The 25317-nt window shown below is 58.7% G+C and carries 14 protein-coding genes; 8 read left to right on the top strand and 6 right to left on the bottom strand.

All coding sequences use genetic code 11. The features are described 5' to 3' along the window. Window positions 1-83: 83 nt before the first annotated feature. Window positions 84-1118, bottom strand: a complete 1035-nt coding sequence (locus KGB23_RS28735; protein WP_223433513.1) for an alpha/beta fold hydrolase — start codon at window positions 1116-1118, stop codon at window positions 84-86. 257 nt (window positions 1119-1375) lie between these two features. On the opposite strand from KGB23_RS28735, the gene KGB23_RS28730 reads away from it, so the two are divergent. Together KGB23_RS28730 and KGB23_RS28725 are read left to right on the top strand one after the other, a co-directional pair. Then, window positions 1376-4576, top strand: coding sequence for an Ig-like domain-containing protein (locus KGB23_RS28730; protein ID WP_223433512.1), 3201 nt, complete (start codon window positions 1376-1378; stop codon window positions 4574-4576). A gap of 266 nt (window positions 4577-4842) precedes the next feature. After that, entirely contained in the window at window positions 4843-10002 is a 5160-nt protein-coding gene (locus tag KGB23_RS28725) for a dermonecrotic toxin domain-containing protein (protein ID WP_223433511.1), read from the top strand. Between the two features lie 43 nt (window positions 10003-10045). On the opposite strand, the gene metE is transcribed toward KGB23_RS28725, so the two are convergent. Then, window positions 10046-12358, bottom strand: coding sequence for a 5-methyltetrahydropteroyltriglutamate--homocysteine S-methyltransferase (gene metE, locus KGB23_RS28720; protein WP_223433510.1), 2313 nt, complete (start codon window positions 12356-12358; stop codon window positions 10046-10048). Between the two features lie 120 nt (window positions 12359-12478). On the opposite strand from metE, the gene metR reads away from it, so the two are divergent. Beyond that, window positions 12479-13396: a transcriptional regulator MetR gene (metR, locus tag KGB23_RS28715; RefSeq protein ID WP_131060908.1), complete on the top strand. Its 918-nt coding sequence runs from the start codon at window positions 12479-12481 to the stop codon at window positions 13394-13396. A gap of 24 nt (window positions 13397-13420) precedes the next feature. Here the strand turns inward: metR and KGB23_RS28710 are convergent, their stop codons facing one another. The 4 genes from KGB23_RS28710 to KGB23_RS28695 form a co-directional block, all read right to left on the bottom strand. After that, window positions 13421-13918 carry a GNAT family N-acetyltransferase gene (locus KGB23_RS28710; protein ID WP_223433509.1) on the bottom strand — a complete coding sequence of 166 codons (498 nt, stop codon included), beginning with the start codon at window positions 13916-13918 and terminating at the stop codon, window positions 13421-13423. 2 nt (window positions 13919-13920) lie between these two features. Next, window positions 13921-14559, bottom strand: a complete 639-nt coding sequence (locus KGB23_RS28705; protein WP_150658626.1) for a LysE family translocator — start codon at window positions 14557-14559, stop codon at window positions 13921-13923. A gap of 41 nt (window positions 14560-14600) precedes the next feature. Further along, on the bottom strand, window positions 14601-15032 hold the full coding sequence (locus KGB23_RS28700) for an NUDIX hydrolase (protein WP_223433508.1): 432 nt from the start codon (window positions 15030-15032) through the stop codon (window positions 14601-14603). A gap of 209 nt (window positions 15033-15241) precedes the next feature. After that, window positions 15242-16594, bottom strand: a complete 1353-nt coding sequence (locus KGB23_RS28695; protein ID WP_223433507.1) for an HD domain-containing phosphohydrolase — start codon at window positions 16592-16594, stop codon at window positions 15242-15244. A 260-nt stretch (window positions 16595-16854) separates the two neighbouring features. Here KGB23_RS28695 and KGB23_RS28690 point away from each other — a divergent pair, with 260 nt between their 5' ends. Genes KGB23_RS28690 through KGB23_RS28670 form a run of 5 tightly spaced genes read left to right on the top strand, consistent with a single transcriptional unit; the run spans window position 16855 to window position 25254 of the window. After that, the gene (locus KGB23_RS28690) at window positions 16855-19161 is read left to right on the top strand and encodes a putative bifunctional diguanylate cyclase/phosphodiesterase (RefSeq protein ID WP_223433506.1); all 2307 of its coding nucleotides are present in this window, start codon (window positions 16855-16857) and stop codon (window positions 19159-19161) included. Beyond that, a complete protein-coding gene (locus KGB23_RS28685; protein ID WP_223433505.1) occupies window positions 19158-21032 on the top strand; it encodes a putative bifunctional diguanylate cyclase/phosphodiesterase in 1875 nt (624 codons plus the stop codon). The genes KGB23_RS28690 and KGB23_RS28685 overlap by 4 nt, the downstream gene beginning before the upstream one ends. A gap of 45 nt (window positions 21033-21077) precedes the next feature. Continuing rightward, complete coding sequence (locus tag KGB23_RS28680; protein ID WP_223433504.1) at window positions 21078-22037, top strand: cytochrome-c peroxidase; 960 nt, start codon at window positions 21078-21080, stop codon at window positions 22035-22037. Beyond that, a complete protein-coding gene (locus tag KGB23_RS28675; RefSeq protein WP_223433503.1) occupies window positions 22034-23845 on the top strand; it encodes a DAHL domain-containing protein in 1812 nt (603 codons plus the stop codon). The genes KGB23_RS28680 and KGB23_RS28675 overlap by 4 nt, the downstream gene beginning before the upstream one ends. Continuing rightward, window positions 23842-25254 (top strand): ATP-binding protein, encoded by a 1413-nt coding sequence (locus KGB23_RS28670; protein WP_223433502.1) that lies wholly within the window; start codon window positions 23842-23844, stop codon window positions 25252-25254. Before KGB23_RS28675 ends, KGB23_RS28670 begins: the two co-directional genes overlap by 4 nt. The last annotated feature ends 63 nt before the right edge of the window (window positions 25255-25317 follow it).

Raw genomic sequence — 25317 nt, 5'->3', positions numbered from 1 at the left:
CGAAGGCGTCGTGTCAGTCACCATCTGCTTGACTGATACACCGCCTTCGCGAGCAAGCCCGCTCCCACAGTTGGATTTGGGGGTTATAGGAGATTGGGGGTTGCCACCGGATCAATCTGCGCCCAATGCGAGGTGTCTTCGCGATGGGCCTGTAAATACGGCAACACCGCCGCCAGCAACGGCGCCTTGAACGCCTCCTGGAAACGATGGGCCAATCCCGGAATCAGCTTCAACTGGCTGCCGCGGATATGCGCCGCCAGGTGTACACCGTGCATCACCGGCAACAGCGGATCAGCAGTGCCATGAACCACCAGCGTCGGAACGCGCAGTTGATTGAGCAATGCCACACGACTGCGCTCGGCGAGGATTGCCATGATCTGGCGCTTCACGCCCTCCGGGTTGAACGCACGGTCATAGGATTGCGCCGCCTGATGCAGCAATGCCTGCCGATCATCGCTCACCGTCGGGCTGCCCAGCGCCGCCAGCAGGTCGGCCTGTTGTTCCAGCGCCACTTCGCGATTGGGCGCCCCACGGCGCGACAACAATTGCACCAACGCCGCACTCGGCGCCGGCAAGCCTTCGGCCCCGGAACTGGTCATGATCAGGGTCAGGCTCTCGACCCGTTGCGGCGCCATCGCTGCCATGTGCTGGGCAATCATCCCGCCCATGCTCGCGCCCAACACGTGGAATTGCTCGACATGCAACGCATCCATCAATCCAAACGCATCGTCTGCCATATCGGTCAGGGTGTACGGCGCCGACACCGGCAAACCGAGTTTGTAGCGCAGCACTTCAAAGGTCAGGTTGGCATCGACGGGCGCTTGCCGCCAGGTCGAGAGCCCGACATCGCGATTGTCATAGCGAATCACCCGAAAGCCTTGCTGACACAGCGCGACCACCACCTCGTCCGGCCAGTGAATCAACTGCCCGCCAAGGCCCATCACCAGCAGCAACGCAGGGTCCGACGCACGGCCGATGCTCTGGTACGCCAGGCTCACCTGTGCCAGATCGACCCGTTCGGTCGGAACATTGATATCGCAACGAGACGCCGCCAAGGACGGCAGGCCGAACAACAGCGCGGCCAGGAAAACCGCTGTGGAAAAAAATAGTGCACGCATGAAAAACACCGAAACGCAGAACTCCAGTAGAGCGCGAGTCTGATGAAGTTTGTTCAAGCGCGCTGCCACAGTTACGTGACAGTTTGATGAAGAGTGCTGAACGGTCATGCCTCTCGTAGCACCAACCGCTAGTCGGAAAACACCCGCTACCTGTCAGTTCTGACAGTAGTAATTTCCGGCGCTGAAGAATTCAATCAAAAGCCCGTTTGCCCCATGACATCGGTGGCAACGATGACCCAAACACCCGGAGGCTCCTCATGACCACCAGCACTGCAAATACGACATTCCTGATCGACTCGTCTTTTGATCATTGGGACTACGACGACCCGCTGACATTCGATGGCCAGATGGATGCGCGCCCTTCTCGATCAAACTCCGGGGGTGTACTGGGCGTCCTGTCGCTATGGGCGATAAGGTTCCCCTTTTCAGTCCCTTCTAATAACTCAGCCGACATTGGCATCAACTACAAGACGGTTTACGACGACCCCAAGGGGGCACTGACGAAAATTCTCTATTATCCAAACCGGACGGCCGGGGATGTCATCAGCATACATTTCACAGGTATCGATGAAGTGCAAACGCTTGAAGTCCCTGAGGGTCTCAGTGACGACGACGATGTAGAGACTTACATTCCAGCTAATTACTTCAAACAAGCACTTCAGTTTTCGTCGAATGACAATATACAGATCAAGTATTTTGTAAAACGCAAAAGCGATAACGCGTCCGAAGAGTCATTAATCCTGACGGCACGGATCAAAATCGATCTTCCGGGCGGCAAGGATCCAGACCTCGACAAGCCCGGCCATCAAGCCTTGTTGGCACCCAAACTTCCAGAACAACTGGAAAAAGAAGGGGCGGTTACGCAAGCCTGGATCAAATCAGGTGTTCCGGTCTTTGTTCCCTATTACTTGTTCATGACCGAAGGCGACGTGATTCAGCTTTTATGGGGGACGGCCATCGTGCGCCATACCGTCCAGACGGTAGTGCAACCCGGAGAATTCATTGAGATTCTGGTGCCAGGTGAAAAGATCCGCGAGGCGGGAGATACCTATCTGGTAAAAATCAGGTACTGGATACAAGACGTGCTGCAAAATGATTCCAGCGACTTTTCGGAATTCAAAGAATTCCCTGTCAAAGCAGGTGAAACCCGTCTACGCGCGCCGACGGTAAAGGGGGTGGACAGCCAGGACAGGTTGTTTCTGGACAAACTCGATTCCAAACCCGGGATCATCCAGGTAGTGGCACTGGATCCGCCGTTCAATCGCAATGACGCTGTCATTGTTACCCTGAGTGTGCCGACCCTGGAAGGTGACCGGGTGCTGTTCGTAAAGGAGCAGCCCTTCGATGTGTTTTCCATCATGGAATTTGAAGTCCCCTTCGAAACCTTGCTGGACATTCCACCCGGCCCGGTAAAGGTCAGATATGAACTGAAGAAACCGGACCAGACATTGATACCGTCCAATCAGTATTTGTTCATATTGGTTGCCAAGGCCATTTTACTGGCAAAACCCTTGGTCATCGAAGCCAGGCGTGGGCACGTGTCGCACACACTTCCAAGGGCAGTCGTAGAAGTGAAGCCTTATCTGGATATGCGCCCCAATCAAATAGTAACGATCTACTGGTTTGTCACGCAGTTCAACGGCAGGACCCATCTCTACGAAACCTATCGGCAGATTACCAAAGGCCTGGTCAATCGCCCCGTACCGTTCAACATCAATGGACCGGAGCATATCAATCGTTTCAACACGGCCAAGCTGGAAGTCAGGTACAAGGTGACTGAACCGGATGGCGTTACGGAGCGCCACTCATACAACGAGCGATTGTATATCGGTGAAGTCCAGGCATATTACCCGCCGCCCGGCTTCCACCCAAGCTATGGACCGGTGTTGGAAGATGGCATCCTATTGATAGAAAAAATCACGGGGTTCATCGATGGTTATATCCAGGCATTGAAAGATCTGAAACTTCGCGAAACTTTATTCTTCCGCTGGGAAAATGGTGAGGGCGACCTGATTTACGAAGAAACACTGGATATCGTCCCTGCCAACATAAACAGAGACTTCCTGTTTTTGTTGGAAGAGGAACTGTTTAAAAGTCAACTCGACCGTTATGCACATTTATTTTATTGGGTGGAAAGTCCGGACGGATGGCCAAGAGCATCCCAAGCACTGGTGTTCCGAATTGGCGAGATCATTCCAAAAATAGAAAGACTGGACGACAGCAAGGGCGAGTTCCTGAACGAAACGTTCGACGAAACCGTGACGCTGACCGCAAGCGCCAGACCCAATCGGTCCGTCAATGTTTATCACCAGGGCCGATTGCAAGGGCCGGCCAAGGCCAACAACGAGGGCATCTGCACCTATGTTCTGGAAACCCTCAGCGCGGGGTTGCACACCGTGGCCCTGGAAGGTGATTACGGAAACAATCCCAGATCCGATGCCCGGGAGTTCTCTGTTCTGGTGGCTCAGATGCCGCTGATCACTTCAGTCATCACCCCTGAAGGCGTTGAGATCGCCCACAATCAAAGCACTATTGCCAAAACGCTGACGTTGACCGGCAGCGCCAACGAAAATCAGCAGGTAGAAATCTGGCAGGGCAATGTTTCGAAAGGTCCGGTGCGTGTCGACGCCAGCGGTATCTGGAAGCTGGTTGTCAGCGGCCTGGGTCTGGCCATCCATCATTTCACCGCCAAAGCGCTTTACGGAACCGGATTGGTTTCTCCCACCTGGACCGTCCGTGTCGTAGAAGCACTGACGCCCGTCATCTTGTCCGTCGTGGACATCAGAGGTCGCCCGATCGGGCGCGGTGCCGGCACCTATAGTAGAACCGCCATAGTGAGCGGCAGCGCCACGGCCGATCAGCAGGTTCAGATACTCGTCAATGCCCTGGTGATACGCACCGTTGACGTTGCCGCCAATGGAACCTGGAACACAACGCTGGCAGGGCTCAACGTCGGCACACACAGTATTACTGCCAGACCGGTTTATGGTGGACAAGACTCCGCGCCATGGAGCTTCAATTTGCTGCAATGGCTCGTCAATGATCTCACCACGTTCGACCACTGGAACGGCTGGGTCAAAGGGCCGGCGGGGGACCCTCATGATCTGACCCTGCGCTTCGAACAGGGTAACTGGCGACTCAACAACTACACGTATTCCCACCGATCTGCCGGGGTCATCATGCACAAAACGTTCACCAATCTTGAAGTGAACGGTCTCTATCGCTTCGCAACGTACCTGGCTCGTTTCGACGGTCGTTATGCCTATCCGATCCTGTCGCTGATGGTGGATGGAGTCGCGATAACCTCCCCGATTAGTATCACTAGCCATAGCTGGACATCGGTCTGGGGTAACTTTTATGCCACGTCTTCAACAATGACGGTGCAAATTTACAGTCATTTGGCCACCGGTAACGGTAACGACTGGGAAGGAGAGAACTTCCAGATCGTTCACCTTTGAGACCCGCCAGCAGTAAGCGTCAAACCCCGCCACCTGTCACCAGGAGGCGGGTTTACCCGCCTAGCTGCCATCTTGATGATGTATCGCTCAGTGATCGACGCGATAACTATGTAGTGCCTGGATCGCTGGCCGTTCTTTTTTAATAGCTGCTTTGCAAGGAGTGGATTCACCGCTCCAGGACACAGAGCCAGTTAGCCATGACCGATAGACCTTTTCCTGTACTCCCTGCCTCCCCGCCGGTCGTGATACCGGCCCATCCGCCCCTGATGAACAACCCCGATGAAAGCCTGTTGCTGAGCGCCTCGGCGCGCTGGCGCGACAGCAGCCAGGGTTTGCAAGCGTTGTTCGCCGCCGCCCCGTTGCGAATCCAGCGAACCGAACCAACGCTCAACCAACGCTGGAATGCCTACTGGGACGCTCGAGCCCCCGGCACGCCGGTGTCGCGGCGCGAGCGGGCGGGTCAGTTGTACCGCAACCATTTCGAGGCAACCGCTCAAGTGGCGTTTGCTCGCAGAACACTGAGCGCCGAACAGTTGAAGCCGCTGCTGTTGATCATCGACCCTCCCGTCGAAGGGTTGAGCCTGGACAATCAACCCATCCATACCGAGCAGCTGACCCTGATCCTGAGTGACAGCGGCACACTGAAACTCCCCGCCGCCTGGGTCATCAGCGTGGGGAATCGGGCGCCCGTCGCGCAGTTGCTGTATCTGCCCTGCCGGCCTGTTCCCATCCAGATATTCAATCAGCGCAGCGACATGGAGGACTGGCTGTCTCGACAAGCTCTCATCCCGCCGGGCCTGCCCGACGATGACTTGCGCTTCGAATACACAGCGAACTCCCAGCCGCTAACGGCAGGCATTACTGAACTGCTTTTACACCCGCAGCACGCAAACGCCGTCGTTTTCGCCTCACCACCAGACCTTGGGGAACCGCCGTCAGACAACGGCATTGATGATGAAGAGCAACCGTTATTCGACAATCTGTTTGCCGATATTCCCTGGCCCCAGCGGCAAGCCTCGCTGAACAAGCAACGCGATGCGCTCGAAACGCTATTGGGAGATGTGCTCGAAAGCGACCGCCAACAGAAATTCAAAGAGGCACTGAAGGCGCTCGAGACGGCAGAGCAAGCCGCCGACACAGCTGCCTCCGCACTGCTTTACAGGTCGCGCACTTTCGACTTTGTGACCCTCAACCGCGAGTTCAGCGCGCTTTATCAGGCGCACAAGGATGGCCTTAGTGCCGAGGCCCAGCTTCAACTGGCCCTTAAACAGGTCAACAGCGATGAATCAAGCCTGCTCAAAGCGGTGTTAGACACGCCGCTCGCTGCCGATCGCGATGCCACCATCACCGCGGCCAGCCTGACACTGACGCTGACCGAACCGAATGTCGGCGTCTTGACCCAGGAGCTCAACGGACCCTTCGTCATCACCCGAGCGCCGCTCGACGCCGCATCGCCACACAGCCTTTTGCTGTACTGGCCCGGTACCGGCGGCGGCTTGCAACGGTTCGCCAACCGCACAGAGCTGGAGCGGCACATGTTCAAGATTCAGGACCAGGATAAGGTTCTGGCCTTGCAGCTGAAAAACATCCGTACCGACCCGCTGCAATACAGCCTCAATAAACAAACCACCCATTTCGAAGAAAAGGCAGCGCAAGTACGCCAGCAATATCCCGATGCCGCCCAGGTTCTACAGCGTGCAGGGGAACTGGAAAAGCTACGCAAACAAACGTTGGCCACCTTACAAGTCCCGGTGCCGGCCGCTAGAAGTCTTGCCTTTTCGCACCTGTTGGAACAAAGCCGCAGCGCTGCCCTCTTCTCCCTGCTGCCCGAGTGGCTGGCCACCTTATCGGCGTTCGACCGCGTTGAACTCAAGACTTTGATTGAGGCTTACATCCTGGCGATGCGCCGTAGCCACGAACAGCTGGAGATCGCCCTGGCGCGCCGTGACGAATTCACCCGTCAACATTTGCATGCCCGCCTGCGAAAAGACTTCTCGCTCCTTGGGCATTTTCACGTACACCTTGATCTGCCCGACTCGGTCACTCTGCAAAAACATCTGGTGGATGGCGCAGCCCCGGGAACCCCGCAGAAACTCGTGACGGTACCCAGCAAGACACGCAGCACCATGCCACTCGAAGAACTGGCCCAGCTCAACATCGACAACACGCCGTCGATGAGTCTGGAGCCCCTGTTGCTGCGACTGGGTTTCATGCGGGTCAAGGTTACCGCCGATGATGAAACAGAACGCCAGACCCTAACGACCGGTATCACCCTGCCTTACCTGCGCAAGGTACTACCCGAACTCGATCTGCCCCAGGCCTACGAAAATCTGATCCGCCGTGCATTCATGGGCTCGATCGACAACACCGCCTTCGTCAATGATCATCAACGAGAAAGCCTGATCGAGCCTTGGCGCTTGATGCTCAAGTTACAGGGCAAGTGCGCGTATCTGCAGAAACATATCGGCCAGGATGAGTTGCAGGTATTGAACATCGCCATTGATGCCAACACTCAGACGGCCTGGAACGTTGATGGCAAACGCATTGCGCTCTTGCCGGCGTACTTGAGCGCTGGCGGCAGGGACACACCGAATCAAGGGCCTGTCACCCTGTCTGGAGTGAGCTTCATTGAAGAACAGGTCAGCGGGATGACCCTGCTGTATCTGCCCGACAGCCCTGACGGCCAGTTTCTGCGGCGATACGACAGCCTGGAGAAAGCTCGCCAGGCCCTGTTCAATCTATGCCTGCGCAGCGCAATGGTCAGTTACCTGGCGGGACGCGCCTTGCAGGGTAGCGTGCCGGCGCATATCAGCCGGATCAATCAGGCCGTGCTTAAACATTTCGACGCCATGATCGGCGTCGGGGTGTCTTGGCCGAAAACAACATCACTGGCGGCCCATCTGCTCAATGCCCATATGGGGCGCCTGATCGAAGCGCATCGCGGAACCTCCCGTTCCAACGATGCCTTGTATCTGGAGCGCTACGCGCTCAGTGGTCCGAGGGCGTTCAATTACATGAAGATGGCGTTGGGCGTGGTGCCCTTTGTCGGCTCGGCCATCGCCCTCTACGATGCCTGGACCAGTGCCAACCGAGCTGTTGCAGCCCTGTTGCGCGGTGAGGTCGGTGATGGCCTGGCGGAAATTGAGTCGGTGTTGCTGTCATTGATCGATGCGGCCATGGACATACTTCCGGGCGCCTCCGTCGGCTCCGGGTCTGTCAAAGGCGTTCGCTCGCTAACGCGTATTCGTCAGCTCGGAGCATTGGGCAAAAGCGCGGGTGCATTGCAAGGGAGCTCAAGGCGTCAAGCGCGGCATAGTTTCAATCGCTTTGCAGGCTACGATTACGGAAAGCCGATCTCCCTGGCCGGCCTGCAACCGGCGACTCACGGGGTCTACCGCAATATCTACCGTCACGCCGACGGCGACTTTATCGTTCGCCAGGGACGCATCTTCCAGGTTGAACGCAGCACGGACTCGCGAAACTGGCGACTGACCGGCACGCATCTCAAAACCTACAAACAACCCATCGGCCTTGATGAAGCAGGGCGTTGGGATACTTACTTCGGTGTCTACGGGGTGACCTTCGAGGGCGGCGGGCTCGGCGGCGGCGGCGCGCTCGGGCATCTGGCAAACACGCTTGATCCGCTCTGGCCGGCCGCCATTCGCGAGCGACTGCCGCGATGGTGGGTCGATCAGGCTTTCCGCCGACAGCACGCACTGACCGAAGCAGCCGACGACTTTGCCCCGCAACTCGATGCCCGGGTTGCGCGTACCAACGCCGCCATTGAACAGTACAATGCCAGCGCCGTAGAACACCGCCCGGCACTGATGCCGGCTACCGAAGCTGCGTGTATCGGCGACATTGAACTGGCCAGCAGACACTACCAGACACTGGTTGACCTGTTGCCCCTGACCCACGGCAACAAACGGCGTGTACTGCGAGACGCGCAAAGCCATGACGCGGTGTTGATTGCCGATCGGTACAAACGTCGGCTGTACTTTTCCAATCACCGAGCCGATCCGTTGATCGACAGGATCGACGCCTTTACCGACCGCCTGGACGAACTTCCCGACACAGCGATTGGCGAGCGCTTTCGTCTGCAGCGAGAAACCCGATTGGTGCGTGTGGACTTTCTGCGCGAACTGGAGCAAATCGATGCTGCGATGCGCGACCTCAACGTGTGGTACGAGCGCATAACCATCAGCACCCACAAGGCGCAACTGACCTCCGAAGTCATGATGTTGAACGGGCGGCTCAGCGAGGCCAATCTGCTCTACTTGAGAACCGGCCACCTGCTGGAAATCGTCAAACGCTTTGACACCACCCGAGATATCTCCTGGTTCTATCTGCAAGGACGGGCAGAGAATCTGCGGGCCAAAGTCGATCGCGCCTTGTTCACTCAATACAGCCTGCCGGAAGTCACCGCCACCAGAGCCCAGCGCAACCAGATATTGCAGGAGAGCCTCGATCTTTACAGCGAGTTTCGCCGCAACATGAGCGCCTGGACCACCAGCTACCCACAGCACTTCCATCTGGACGCCGTGGCGCCACTGTTGGAGGGTATCGAGAAAATGGCCGAACGGGCACGCAAGGCCATCGGTCAGCCGGCTCCCGCGCCCCCTGCCGGGCAACGCAGCAAAAAAGTGTTCACCACCGAAGACGATCAATTGCTGATTGGGGTGGAGCGCTGGGAACCGACGACCCAAAAGCACCAATACTCCCTGACAGGCCAGGGCGGATTCGAGGAGGTTTGGGAACAAGGTTCAAATGGCAAGTTTCACCTGCTGAACCCGCCGGAACAGACAATTCGCCCTGTGCAAAGGGACCTTGGATCTTTGGTCGGGGATGCTCAGAGCCGACTGCAATCACAGCAGTCTTACAAGGCCAAGGTTCAATCCTACGCGGCTCAAGACATGCTCCCGGTCGATCTGGAACACATGATGGTCAGCGAGGCCAGCGAGCTGACCCGCCGAGCGCTCAACATCGAAGAGGTTGCTCCGCAGAACGCCATCATCCAGCAACTGCGCGACAAGGCCACCGAACTCACCACCACCGGACGTGAAATGCGCACACGGCAGTCGTTGAGTACTAAAAAACCTACCGATGGAATGCTTGATGACCTGGTCCGCCACAACGCAGTGGAGATACGCAAAACGAGCCCAATGAAAAACCTGGGCAAACGTCCTGACGGTCGAATCGATTACCTGCAGGAATACGAAGTATGGGATCTGACTGCAACGCCTCCCAAGGTGCTGTGGTATGCCCATTTCCACTATGTCACGGCAGCATCCGCCTTCGATGTGTTCGAGAAGGCCCATCTGAAACTGCCGGAACACCGATTTCTGACCCACGCCGATAACGCCGCGCTTCCCTATGCCGATATCGGCAAGAAGTCAGCGGCACTCAAACATTTCGAGCAGGTTTAGAACGAAAAACGGGAGCGGTTTGTCCGCTCCCGTTTTGGCTACCTTATGCCAATTGGCTTCTCAATTGCCGCGCCGCCGCCACCATGTTGACCAACGCCGCCTCAGTCTCAGGCCACGCCCGAGTCTTCAACCCGCAATCCGGATTGACCCACAACCGCTCGGCTGGAATACGCTTCACGGCTTTGCTCATCAACTTGACCATTTCGGCCGTGTCCGGCACCCGTGGCGAGTGAATGTCGTAGACGCCCGGGCCGATGTCGTTCGGGTAGTCGAACGCTTCGAAAGCCTCGAGTAATTCCATGTCCGAACGCGAGGTTTCGATGGTGATCACATCGGCGTCCATCGCCGCGATGGACTGGATCACATCGTTGAATTCGCTGTAGCACATGTGGGTGTGGATCTGGGTTTCATCACGCACACCGCAGGCGCTCAAGCGGAAAGCTTCCACCGCCCAGTCGAGGTATTCCTGCCATTGCGCCCGACGCAGCGGCAAGCCTTCACGGAAGGCGGCTTCGTCGATCTGCACGATCTTGATGCCGGCGCTTTCCAGGTCCACCACTTCGTCACGCAGGGCCAGGGCCAACTGCTGCGCCTGGATTTTGCGCGAGACGTCTTCACGCGGGAACGACCACATCAGCATGGTCACGGGTCCGGTGAGCATGCCTTTCATGACCTTGTCGGTCAGGCTCTGGGCATAGGTGATCCAGTCGACGGTCATGGCGTTCGGACGGCTCAGGTCGCCGTAGATGATCGCCGGCTTCACGCAGCGCGAACCGTAGCTCTGCACCCAGCCGAAACGGGTGAACAGGTAGCCGTCCAGTTGCTCGGCGAAGTACTCGACCATGTCGTTGCGTTCGGCTTCACCGTGTACCAACACGTCCAGGCCCAGGCGTTCCTGGACTTGCACGGCGTGACGGATTTCGCTGTGCATGGCGTCGGTGTAGTCGTTGGCCGACAGCTTGCCTTGCTTGAAGGCCTGGCGTGCCAGACGGATCGAACCGGTCTGCGGGAACGAGCCGATGGTGGTGGTCGGGAATGCCGGCAGTTTCAATCGCGCACGCTGCTGCTCGATGCGTTTGGCAAACGGCGAGTGACGTTGGCTGTCCTTGTCGCTGATGGCGTTTATCCGTGCCTGCACTTCGGCTTTGTGGATACGCGGCGACTCGGCGCGACAGGCCTGAATCGCACGGCTCTCGGCGAGGGCGGCTTGCACCTTGGGTGATTGCGGGTCGTTCAGGGCATCGCGCAGCACGGCGATTTCGCCGCACTTCTGCACGGCAAACGCCAGCCAGCTTTTCAGTTCCGGGTCGAGTTTGTCTTCGCGATCCAGGTCCACCGGGCTGTGCAGCAACGAGCAGGAACTGCTGACCCACAGGTTGTCGCCAAAGCGTTCCTGGGCCGGCTGCAGTTGAGCGAGCACTTGCTCCAGTTCGCAGCGCCAGACGTTGCGACCATTGACCAGGCCCACCGAGAGAATCTTGTAGGTCGGCAGACGGTCCAGCACCTGGCCGAGTTGATCCGGCGCACGCACGGCGTCGATGTGCAGGCCTTGTACCGGCAGGTTGACCGCCAGGCCGAGGTTGTCCTCCAGGCCGCTGAAGTAGGTCGCCACCAGTTTTTTCAGCGGCGAGTATTGAAGAATGTGGTAAGCGCGCTCGAAAGCGTTTTTCCAGGCCTGTGGCAGGTCGAGGGTCAGGATCGGTTCGTCGATCTGCACCCACTCCACGCCTTGGGCGGCGAGGCGACCGAGGATTTCGCCGTAGATCGGCAGTAGGCGTTCCAGTAGGTCGAGTTTGTCGAAGTCGTTGCCCTTGGCTTTGCCCAGCCACAGGTAAGTCAGTGGACCGATGATCACCGGTTTGACGTTGTGACCCAGCGCCTTGGCTTCGTCGACTTCGTCGAACAGCTGTTCCCAGCTCAGCTTGAACTGCTGGTCAGCGGTGAATTCCGGGACCAGGTAGTGGTAGTTGGTGTCGAACCACTTGGTCAGTTCCTGGGCGTATTGCGCTTTGCTGTGTTCGCCGCCGCAGCAGGCAGTCGTGGCGCCACGGGCCATGGCGAACAGGGTGTCGAGGGTCGGCAGGCCGCGCGAGTCCTTGGCGCTGTCGAAACGCTCGGGGATCACCCCGAAGGTCAGGGAATGAGTCAGGACCTGGTCGTACCAGGCGAAGTCGCCCACGGGCAGCAGGTCGATGCCGGCGTCTTTCTGCAATTGCCAATGGGTGGCGCGCAATTGGCGGCCGACGCTTTTCAGCGCGTCCTGATCCAGATCGCCCTTCCAGTAGGATTCAAGGGCTTTTTTCAGTTCGCGGTCCGCGCCGATGCGTGGAAAACCAAGTGTGTGTGCCAGAGCCATGATGAGCTTCTCCCTGTAATTAGATGCCGTAAAACATGGCCCTATTGTCGACAGCTAACCCAACATGAGACAAACTCAACCTTTTCGTGTTGATCACAAGTTTTCCTCATGGAGCCCCCGGTGCTTGAAATCCGTCACCTGAAGACCCTGCACGCCTTGCGCGAAGCCGACAGCCTGGTCGATGCCGCCGACCGCTTGCACCTGACGCAGTCCGCCCTATCCCATCAGTTCAAGGAGCTTGAGGAACGGCTGGGCATGCCGTTGTTCGTGCGCAAGACCAAACCGGTGCGTTTCACCAGCGCCGGTTTGCGCCTGTTGCAACTGGCCGACGCCACCCTGCCATTGCTGCGCGGCGCCGAGCGCGATATCGCGCGGCTGGCCGGTGGCACTGCCGGGCGTTTGCACATGGCGATCGAGTGCCACAGTTGCTTTCAGTGGCTGATGCCGACCATCGACCAGTTCCGCGATGCCTGGCCGGAAGTCGAACTGGACCTGGCCTCAGGGTTCTCCTTCGCCCCGCTGCCGGCGCTGGCCCGTGGCGATCTGGATCTGGTGGTAACCTCCGACCCGCTGGAACTGGCCGGGATCACTTACGTGCCGTTGTTCACCTATGAAGCGATGCTCGCGGTGGCCAACCAGCACCGTTTGGCGAGCAAGGCCTACATCGTCCCGGAAGATCTGCTCACGGAAACGCTGATCACCTACCCGGTGGAGCGTGATCGACTGGACATCTTCACCCGCTTCCTCGAACCGGCCGATATCGAACCGGCGCAGGTCCGCACGTCGGAACTGACAGTGATGATGATGCAATTAGTGGCCAGCGGTCGCGGCGTGTGTGGCATGCCCCATTGGGCGCTGCATGAGTACAGCTCACGGGGTTATGTGAAGGCCAAGCGGCTGGGCGAGAAAGGTTTGTTTGCGACGCTGTACGCCGGGATTCGCGCCGACATGCTGGATGCGCCGTACATGCGCGATTTCTTGCTGACGGCCAAGGACACATCGTTTTCGACACTCGACGGCGTCAGCGCCGTTCGCTGACACCCCACAGGGATTGTGGTGGATTTAGAGTTCTCGCCACATGTGGATTTTGTCGAAGTAGTCTTCGCCCACCCGCACCGCCAGCGGTTCGAGGCCAAACTGGATGAAGCCGCAACGCTGGTACAGGTTGAACGCGGCGTCATTGCCGGCGGTGACGGTCAGCTGGATCAACCTCAGACCTTTATGGTCCTGCGCTTCAGCCAGGGCGGCCTGCACCAGGTGATAACCGAACCCGCGTTGCCGGACCTTGCCCGACACGTACATGCCAAACAATGTCGCCTTGTGCCGGGCCTTTTCCCGAGGCTCGAAGGCCAGGCCGACGATGCCCACCAACTCACCGTTTTCGAACGCGCCGAACACCACGTCCAGCTTGCTGCTCAGGCGTGATTCCCACCAACTCAACGGCATCACGGCGCGTTCGCGCACGCTGGAGGTAAACGCCTGGGGATGCAGGTCATAGGCTTCGAGCATCAGCGCCCGATAATCCAGAGCATGACTGGCATCAAGCCGTTCAATCCACATGTTCAAGCCATCCGTCGTTGTTCCAGCATCAGTCGCACCGCCAGCGCCGACAGCACAAACCCCATGAAATAACGCTGCACCGCCAGCCAGCTCGGGTTGTTGACGAACCAGGAGGCGATGCCCGCGGCGAACAGCGCGATCAGAAGATTGACGCTGAAACTGACGCTGATCTGAGTCAGACCCAGCGTGATGCTTTGAGTGAACACCGAGCCATGCTCAGGCGTGATGAACTGCGGAAACACCGACAAATAAAATACGGCGATCTTCGGGTTCAGCGCACTGGTGAGAAAACCCATGGTGATCAGTTTGCGCGACGAGTCCGGCGGCAACTGTTGCGCTTCGAACGGTGAACGCGCACCCGGTTTGACGGCTTGCCAGGCCAACCATATCAGGTACAGCGCGCCAGCCCACTTCAGCACTTCGTAGGCCATCGGCACCGCCAGAAACACCGCAGTCAAACCGGCAGCGGCCGCGAACAGGTGCACGAAAAAACCCGCGACCACACCGAGCAACGAGGTCACACCTGCCTTACGCCCCTGGCAGATCGAACGGGAGATCAGGTAAATCATGTTCGGCCCCGGCGTCAGCACCATCAGCAATGCGGCAGCGGCGAAAATCAGCAAGTCTTGAAGCGGAATCATGGGCAGTCCTTGCTCTTATGAAATCAGCGTTAGGGAAATGATCAGGCGATCGTTAATGAGGTTCGATAAAACGGCAGGATCAGGTCCCGTGTCAATGGCGCCAGCGTGACATTGCCGTCGGTGGCCGGGTCGATCCAGCGCACCTCTTCAATCTCCGCCGCAGGCGATACGTCTGAATCGATGGTCAGCTGAAAGAGTTCGGCCTGGACGGTAAAACCCGGCTCATTGGCGGCCGGTGCCGAGAATTGCCCGAGATAAGTGGCGTGTACCGGATCGATGACCAGGCCCAACTCTTCTTCCAGTTCACGGGCCAGCGCGTGGACCGGTTGCTCATGGGCTTCGATCTTGCCCCCCGGCTGCATGAACGCTTTGGTGCCGCGCTTGCGAACCAACAGCGTGCGACCATCCGGGCCGATCAACAGGGCAGCGGCGATGCGGATGAGGCGGGGCGAAGCAGCGGATGAAAGGGTCATGGATCAGGATCGTCCTTGGGAAAAGGCGCAAGGATCACATGAGAGTCGGCGCCTCGTCACGCCGAAAAATCTCTGCAGACATCCGAAAATCCCCTGTGGGAGCGGGCTTGCTCGCGAAGGCGGCGGGCCAGTCAACATCAATATTGAATGAAAAACCGCTTTCGCGAGCAAGCCCGCTCCCACAGGGGTCAATGCTGAACCTGAAGCACTCAACTCGTCTCGAGAACCGCAACGTCTTCCGGCACCTTCACGAAAATGCTGTATTTCGCGCCTTCCATGGCTTCGAAGGCGATCAACTTCTCCACCAGCGGCCCATTCAACACCTTGCCGGCATTGAGCAGCAGCATGCCGTTGTCGGCATTGAGGTTGCGCGCCAGGATCATGCCCGCCACCAACTCGCGTGTGGTCAGCACCTTGATCGACGGATCGACCAGCGAGATGTCGCTCAAGTACGCGGCACACACCTGGATGAAATCCTCCACCAACTCGGGATCGTAGAGTCGCCCGGCATAGCTGCGGATGTAGACCAGCGCTTCATCGCTGTTCATCTGCCGCTCGAGGATCAGCCCGCGCTGCAACTCGATGAAATCCACCGCGAGTTTCAGCAACCGTGAACCGAACGGAATCGCCTCGCCCCTGAGCCGGTCGGGGAAGCCGCTGCCATCCCAGCGCTCCTGATGATGAAGAATCAGACGGGCGGCATCCTTCATCGGCTCGAGCGTCATCAACAGCGACTCGCTCTGCTTGGGATAACCGCGATAGCGCTCCCGATCGCTGTGATGCAGCAGGTCCGCGGGCGCGGTTATCATGCTGTCGGTCCAGCTCAGCTTGCCGATGTTGTAGAGCGCCGCGGCCATGGTCAGGTCGCGACTGGTGCCCTCGTCCACGCCATGAAGTTTGCAGTAGACCCGCACCAGTTCGATGATCTGGCGGTTGGTCTGTTTGGCAGGGGGCAGGCGCAGGTTGGCCAGTAGCGAGAACACCTCGGTGCCGGTGACATAGCTGTGCTTGAGCTCTTCGTAGGCCAGGTCGAGCATGTCGGCGGTCTGCTGGAGTTCCGCAGTGCGGGAGGCGACATGTTTTTCCAGGGTGGCATTGAGCAGTTTCAATTTCTCGTTCTGATCCCACGTCTCCTGCACCAGGCGCAACCGTTCACGCTCGGAATGCTGATAGGCGAGCGATTGTCGCAACGTCAGCAGCATTTCCTCATCGTGCCAGGGCTTGCTGATATAACGATGAATCTGCCCTTCATTGATGGCTTTGATAATGGCCGACGGGTCGGCATAACCGGTCAGCATGATCCGGATGGTGTCGGGGTAGCGCTGCTGGATGTGAGCCAGTAGCGTCGCGCCGTCCATATTGGGCATGCGCGCATCGCTCATCACCAGGTCGATGGACTGTTGCCTCATGATCTCCAGCGCCTGGGCACCGCTGGTGGCCAGCAGCACCTCGTAGGGCTGGCCGCGTAACAGGCGACGCAGACTGTTGAGGATCGACTCCTCATCATCGACCAGCAGCACCTTGGGTTTATCGTTCAAAGTCGTGGGGAGTTGCTCTTCCATGGCGTCACCTCAAGTGAAACGGGCACATCGTTGTGGCAGGCCCCGAGGCAAACATCCCCTATTGCCGGAGCCTGACCTACAGGCTAGATGATTTTCAGCCCGCCAACGGAAATGATTCAGCTCATTGAGTTGCGCGAAGTGCTGGACAGGCGACTATGCTCAGCTGACTCGGATCCAAATCTGTACGTTCGGCCAGGTGATCAGGGAAAGGAAGCCCCTTCTATGAGTACACCGCATCAAACTGCTGCCGGTACTGGCGTATGTCGATAAATACGCTGCTGGCACGGACCAACCGGCGGATTCTTATCGTCGATGACACAGCCTCGATTCATGCGGACTTCGCCAAGATCCTCAGTCCGCCATCGATCGATGACGACAGCCTGATCAGCGCCGAAAATGCCCTGTTCGGCACCCCTGCGGCGCTGTCGCTGCAAAGCTTCGTACTCGACTCGGCGTTTCAGGGCCTCGAAGCCCTGGACAAGGTCGAGACGGCGCTGGCCAATGACATGCCCTATGCGATGGCCTTCATCGACATGCGCATGCCGCCGGGCTGGGACGGGCTGGAAACCATCGAACGGCTGTGGCAGGTCGATCCCAAGCTGCAAGTGGCGCTTTGCACCGCCTATTCCGACTATTCCTGGGAAGACATCGACGAACGCCTGGAACTGGGCGATCGCCTGCTGATTCTGAAAAAACCCTTCGATGCCATCGAAATCCGCCAGATGGCCAGCGCATTGACGGCCAAGTGGCAAATGACCGAAGACGCAGAGCTGAAGATGTCGCTGCTCGAACAGGCGGTCGAAGAACGCACCCGAGAGCTGTCCGACGCCAACATCATCGTGCAGAACAGCCCCACCATTCTGTATCGGTTGCGCGGCGAGCCGTCGTTTCCGTTGATGTATATCTCGCACAACATCACCAAATACGGTCATGTCGCGGCGAAACTGGTCGCCTCGGCCAACTGGGCCCAGGAACTGATCCATCCCGACGACCAATCGAAGGTCGACACCGCCATGGCCCGGGTGCTGGACCGTCATGCGGCGGGCGCTTCCATCGAATTCCGTATGCGCACTGGCGAAGGAGCCTGGCGCTGGGTCGAAAACCGCTACATCCCGGTGCGCGACGATGAAGGCCGTTTGCTGGAAGTCGAAGGCATCATCATCGACATCACTGAACGCAAACTGGCCGAAGAGAAAATCGCCCTGCTGGCCCGCACCGACGGGCTGACCGGGCTGGCCAACCGTGCGACGCTGATCGAGCGGTTGCACCAGGCATTCGCCTCTGCGCGTCGGGGGGCGGCACCGTTCGCCATGTTTTACCTGGACCTGGATCACTTCAAACGCATCAACGATACCCTCGGCCATCCGGTGGGCGACCTGTTGCTGCAAGAGGTTTCCCGCCGGATCAAGGACTGCGTGCGCGAAAACGATGTGGTTGCCCGCCTCGGCGGTGACGAGTTCGCGATCTTGCAGCTGGAGGTCGGTGACCCGACCCAATCCGCAGCCCTGGCCGCCAAGATCCGCGATACGTTGGTACTGCCCTACTCCCTGGCCGGCAATGATGTGCGGGTCTCGGTGAGTATCGGCATCAGCAGCTGTACCCCGGAAAGCACCAGCGCCGACGGTCTGCTGACCCAGGCCGATATGGCGCTGTATCGCTCCAAGGAAAAGGGCCGTAACCAGTACCACTTCCATTCCGAGGAGATCAATCAGGAGGTGGTCGAACGCATGACCATCGCCAGCGACTTGAGAGCGGCCATCGAACACCAGGAACTCGAACTGCATTACTGGCCGGAAGTGGACCTGAGCAGCGGCAAAATCCTCGGCATGGAAGCTCAAGTCAGCTGGAACCACCCTGAGCGCGGTTTACTGGAAGCCCCGGCGTTCCTGCCCGCCGCGGAAAAAACCGGCACCATCGTCGCACTCGGTCACTGGGTGCTGGATCGAGCCTGCCAGCAAATGCGCCAATGGCGTGACGAAGGCATGGCGCCGCCGGTGATTGCGATCAAGCTGTCCCTGGCCCAACTCAAGAGTGGTCCCGAACTGATCTATGACGTGCTGCGCACCACTGCGCGCTGGGAACTCTGCCCCTGGGACCTGCGCTTCGACGTCACCGAAGCGACGCTGGCCCAGACCAAATGGACCCACAACGATGTGCTGCCGCGCCTGCGTGAGCTGGGGGTGAAGATCGCCATCGACGACTTCGGCACCGAGTATTCCTCGTTCGACTACCTCAAGACCTACCAGGTCAATCACCTGAAACTCGCGCAGGCCTTCATCGACACCGCCGCCCGCGATCCGGCCAGCGCGAATACCCTGCGCGCCATCATCAACTTCGCCCGTGACGTCGGGATCGGCATCATTGCCGAGGGCGTCGAAACCCAGGAGCAGCGCAGCTCGCTGATGGCCACCGGTTCACCGATGAACGCCCAGGGTTACTTCTTCAGCAAAGCGGTCAGCAGCCAGCAGGCCGCCGAACTGCTGAAGGCCGGCAGCATCGTGCCCCCGAATCATGACATCGGGCCGATCCAGGACAACCCGCCACGCGCCAGGGAGGACAAAGGATGAAAACACCTTTCGTGCGGACCAACCGGCGCATCCTGATCATCGACGACACACCCTCGATTCATGAGGATTTTCGCAAGATCCTCGGCCCTGAGATTGAATGTGAACAGACCCTGGCCGGCGCTGAAGAAGCCCTGTTCGGCACCGTGCAGCTTGATCGGCTGACATTCCAGCTCGACTCGGCCTACCAGGGCCGGGAAGCCCTCGAACTGGTCACGCGCGCACGGGCCGAAGGTCGCCCCTATGCCATGGCGTTCACCGACATGCGCATGCCACCGGGCTGGGACGGCCTGGAAACCATCGAACAACTGTGGAAGGCCGATCCTCACCTGCAAATCGCGTTGTGCACGGCTTTTTCCGATTACACCTGGGAAGACATGGCCGAACGGCTGGAGTTCGGTGACCAGTTGCTGGTGCTGAAAAAACCTTTCGACAGCCTGGAAATCCGCCAGATGGCCAGTGCCCTGACGTGGAAATGGCAGATGGCGCAGGACGCGGCAATGAAGGTCCTTAACCTGGAGCAAACCATCGAGGCACGGGTCCACGAATTGCTCAAGGTGTCGCACCTGTTGCAGTACGACGTACTGACCGAACTGCCCAACAGCACCTTGCTCGGTGACCGGTTGAACCAGTCCCTGGCCCTGTCCCGGCGTCATGACAAGCAACTGGCCGTGATGTTTCTGGGCCTCGATCGCTTCAAGCGCATCAACAATGCCCTGGGCCATCCGGCCGGGGACGAAATGCTTAAACAGGTCGGGCGCAATCTGGTGGCGACGGTGCGCGAGTCCGACTCGGTGTTCCGCTATGGCTCCGATGAATTCGTGGTGATCCTCGCCGACGTCCGCCATCCCCAGCAGACCAAGGGCATCGCCGAAAAACTCTTGAACGCCATCCGCGCGCCCCAGCACATCGCCGGCCATGACCTGAGCGTCACCGCCAGCCTGGGCATCAGCATTTACCCGGACGACGGCTTCGATGCCATCGCGCTGATCAAGAAAGCCGAAACCGCGATGCGCAACGTCAAGGAAAACGGCCCGAACGATTTCAGTTTTTTCATCGACGAGATGAACCAGCGCGCCCGGGATCAGCAAAGCATCGAGAGTGGCATTCGCCTGGCACTGGAACGCAACGAATTTGTCCTGCATTACCAGCCCAAACTGGACCTGGGCAGTGGCCAGGTGGTCGGGGCCGAGGCGTTGATTCGCTGGCAAAAACCGGGGCACGGCCTGGTCTACCCCTCGGATTTCATCAGTGTGGCCGAAGACAGCGGTTTGATCGTGCCGTTGAGCAAGTGGGTGCTGGCCGAGGCGTGCCGACAAGCCTGCGCCTGGCAGGCCGCGGGGCTGCCGAAGATCTGTATGTCAGTGAACATGTCGGCCATCGATTTCCGTCAGCGGGACTTTGTCGACGGCATCGAACAGACACTCAAACAAACGGGTCTGGAACCGGCCTTGCTGGAGCTCGAGATCACCGAAGGCGTGTTGATGCAGAACGTCGAAACCACGGTGAACGCTCTGACCCGGCTCAAGGTGATGGGCGTGCGACTGGCCATCGATGACTTCGGTACCGGTTATTCCAGCCTGAGCTACTTGAGGCGTTTTCCCATCGACGTGCTGAAAATCGACCAGTCGTTCATTCGCGGTTTAAGCAGCGACAGCAACGACGCCGCGCTGGTCAGCGCCATCATCAGCCTGGGCCGGAGCCTCAAGCTGACCATCATTGCCGAAGGAGTGGAAACCCTCGAACAACTGGATTTCCTCAAGGCCCATCAATGCGAGGAAGGCCAGGGTTTCTACTTCAGCAAAGCCGTGGAACCGGACGCCTTCGTCCGGTATCTGGGGTCGGTGAAGCCCTCTTCATCCGCAGCCACGTGAACGATGCGCAACGACACACAGGCCCCCAAGCCAAGGAATCATCAGATGTCGCCTTCCTTTCACCGTCTGCTATTGGCGCCGTTGTTCGGGCTCTGCCTGACCGCTGGCGCCGCGCCACTGGATGAACCGCTCAAACCACTGCCGGCAGTGCCCCGGCAGAATCCGCTGCAGGTCGAACTCGGGCGCCAGTTGTTCAATGAACCGCGCTTGTCGGTCGACAGCTCACTGTCCTGCGCCAGTTGCCATCGACTGGAAAACGGCGGCGCCGACAACAAGGCGTTTTCCATCGGTTTCGCCGGCCTTCCGTTGACGATCAACACCCCCAGCGTGTTCAACGCCAGCCTGAACTTCCGGCAATTCTGGAACGGCCGCGCCGACACCCTGGAAACACAAGTCCACGGCGTGGTGCAAAGCCCCAGTGAAATGGGCAGCAACTGGGAGCATGTGGTGCAGATGCTGACCGCCGATCCGGCTTATCAGACCTCGTTCGCCAACGCCTACCCGGACGGCGTGACCATGAACAATGTGCAGAATGCCCTGGCCACCTATGAACGCACGCTGATCAGTGCCAACTCGCGTTTCGACCAATACCTGATGGGCGATACCGACATTCTCAGCAGAGACGAAAAGTACGGTTACCAACGCTTCAAGGACTACGGCTGCATCGCCTGCCATCAGGGTGTCAACATCGGCGGCAACATGTTCCAGAAGTTCGGGGTCATGGGCGACTACTTCAAGACTCGGGGCAACCCCACCGAAGCCGACCTGGGCCGTTATCTGGTCACCAAGGACGAAGAGGACCGCAACGTGTTCAAGGTCCCGAGCCTGCGCAACGTCGCCGTGACCGCGCCGTACTTTCACGACGGCTCGGCCAAAACCCTCGAAGAGGCGGTGGATGTGATGTTCAAGTTCCAGCTCGGTCGTATTCCCTCTGCCGACGACAAGACGCTGATCATCAAATTCCTCAATACCCTGACCGGTGAATGGGGAGGCAAGCCCTTATGAGAACGTCCAACCGCCGCAACCTGGCGTTGCTCGGCGTCGTGGCCCTGATGCTGGCTTCGGTGCTGCTGTTCCTGTATCTCAAGTCCAGCTCGAACCAGACGACGACCTACACCGAATCCCGGGACTTGATCGGCCGGATCAAGCAGCTGAACGCACAATGGGAAACCGAGATCCTCAAGGCCAGGGTCGCCATCAGTCATAACTACGATCCGTTGGTCTCACCACTGACCGAGATAACGAACCTTTGGGAGCGGTTCGACACCATGGAGTCGAAGCATGGCCGCAACGACTCGCCCATATGGCGCGCCAGCCATGATGCGTACCTGACCGCCATGCAGGAAAAGACCCGCTTGGTGGAGCAGTTCAAGTCTCACAACGCCGTGCTGCGCAACTCGCTGGCGTTCCTGCCCACCGCCGAGGACGACATACAGGAACAACTGGCCCGGTTGGGGGATGCCGACAAACTGCAACTTCAGAACGCCGCCACCGACACGTATGACTTGCTGCTCAGCAGCCTGGAGTTCGCCCAGGTCACCTCCGACGACAAGGCGGCCGACATCCTGTTGGGGCTTAACAAACTGGGGGTGAACAAACAGCGTCTACCTGAACAGTTCCACAGTCCGATCGATATTCTGAGCAACCATATTTCACTGATCCTGCGCGAGCAGCCGGTGGTCAATCGCTTGTTGGAAAACATCGAAGCCGTTCCCGTGGCCGAACGCCTGGACGACATTACCAACCTGCTGAACACTGACCAGCAGCGGACCGACACGGTCGATCAGCGTTATCACTTCTACATGCTGGTGTTTTCCGTACTGTTGGTGCTGTTGCTGGTGTACCTGGCGATTCACCTGATGCGCAGTTTCACGGTGATCAATCGCGTCAACAAAGCCCTGAAAACCGCCAATGAGGATCTCGAGCTGCGGGTCGAAGAGCGCACCCGCGAACTCAAGGATACCCAGAGCGAACTGCTCGACACCGCGCGTCAGGCCGGCATGGCCGAGATCGCCACCAATGTGCTGCACAACGTCGGCAACGTGCTCAACAGCGTGAACATTTCGGCCGACCTGGTGACCCGCAAACTGCGCGCCAGCAAAGCGCAGGGCTTGGGCAAGGCCATGCAGCTGATCAACGAACATCCAGGTGACCTCGGCACCTTTCTGACCGAGGACGCGAAAGGCAAATTGCTGCCTGGCTACCTGAATCAACTGGTGGATGCGATAGCCCTGGAACAACAAGGCATGACCGAAGAACTGGCCCAGCTGACCAAAAGCGTGGACCACATCAAGGACATCGTCGCCACCCAGCAGTCCTACGCGGGCGCCAACAACCTGATGGAACCGCTGCACATCAGCGAATTGCTGGAGGACGCCCTGCGCATGAATTCTGGCGCCCTGACCCGACACCACGTCACGGTGGTCAAGGAGTACAGCGATGTGCCGCGAGTCATGGGCGACAAGCACCGGTTGCTGCTGATCCTGATCAACCTGATCAGCAACGCCAAATACGCCATGTCCGACCTCAGCAATCGCCCGCGGCAAATGACCCTGGGGGTCAAAATCGTCGAAGACAAGACCCTGCAAGTCAGCGTCAAGGACGACGGCGAAGGCATCGCCGAGGAAAACATGACGCGCATCTTTGCCCACGGGTTTACCACCCGCAAGGAAGGTCATGGCTTCGGCCTGCACAGCTGCGCCCTGGCCGCCATCGAAATGAACGGCCACCTCACCGCCCATAGCGACGGACCGGGCAAGGGCGCACTGTTCACGTTGCAGATCCCGCTGAAAACCGTACCGGAGGAAGCATGAGCGAGCTTTCGAACCGACGCATTCTGCTGATCGATGACACCCCATCCATTCATGTGGATTTCCGCAAGATCCTCACACCCACGCCCACGCCGGCGCAGACCGTCGAACTGGACGAGATGGAGGCCGCGCTGTTTGGCAGCGAAGTGAAATCAACCCGTGCACTGTTCGAGCTGGACTCGGCCTATGGCGGCCAGGAAGGCCTGGGCAAACTGAACGAAGCCTTGCAGGAAAACCGCCCCTACGCCCTGGCCTTCGTCGACATGCGCATGCCCGAGGGCTGGGACGGTGCGCAGACCATCGAACATTTGTGGCAGGCCGACCCGAGCCTGCAAGTGGTGGTGTGCACCGCCTATTCCGACTATTCCTGGGATGAACTGCTCGATCGATTGCAGGCCCATGACCGGCTGCTGATCCTGAAAAAACCGTTCGACAATATCGAAGTCCAGCAGATGGCCAACACCCTGCTGACCAAATGGGACATGACCAAACGGGCCAGCGTGCAAATGGACCATTTAGGGCAAATGGTCGAGCGCCGAACCCGGCAGCTCACAGAAACCAGCGTTGAGTTGCAGCGGGAAATCGACGAACGCAAACAGCTGGAAACCCAATTGGTGCAATCGGAAAAACTCGCCTCATTGGGCCAATTGGCGGCGGGCGTCGCTCATGAAATCAACAACCCCATCGGCTTTATTTCCTCCAACCTCGGCACCCTGGATGGCTACTTCAAGCAGCTGCAGGAAATGCTCGACGCCTATCGGGATGCGGAAGAGGCGATCGGCTCCAGCGAGCTCATCGAGCGTTTGAACCAACTGCGAGAACGGGTCGAGCTGGAGTTCCTGCGCGAGGACATTCCACTGCTGATCAAGGAATCCAAGGACGGCATCAACCGGGTCGGGCAGATCGTCAAGGACCTGAAGGACTTCTCCCGGGTGGACTCCAATCAGGAATGGCAGTGGGCCAATCTGCAACAGGGCATCGAATCGACCTTGAACATTGTCGCCAATGAACTCAAGTACAAGGCCGATGTACTCAAGGAATATCAGGTCCTGCCCGACATCGAATGCCTGCCTTCGCAAATCAATCAGGTGATCATGAACCTGATCGTCAACGCCTCTCAGGCCATCGGCCCGGAGCGCGGCACCATCACCTTGCGCACCGGGCTTGAAGCGGAAACGGTGTGGATCGAAGTCGCAGACACCGGCTCCGGCATTGCGCCGGACAGCCTGCAGAAAATCTTCGACCCGTTCTTCACCACCAAACCGGTGGGCCAGGGGACGGGGCTGGGGTTGTCCCTGTCCTATGGCATCGTGAAAAAACATCGGGGAGATATTACGGTGCGCAGTGAAGTTGGCGCGGGGACCACCTTCAGGGTTGAGCTACCGGTGCACCAAACAAAACCAACCGCTTGAACACAATTCTAACTGTGGGAGCGGGCTTGCTCGCGAAGGGGCCATGTCAGTCAACATTGATAG

The sequence above is a fragment of the Pseudomonas sp. GL-B-26 genome, from assembly GCF_019947405.1.
Taxonomy (GTDB): Bacteria; Pseudomonadota; Gammaproteobacteria; order Pseudomonadales; family Pseudomonadaceae; genus Aquipseudomonas.
This window is presented reverse-complemented; position numbering and strand designations above follow the sequence as displayed.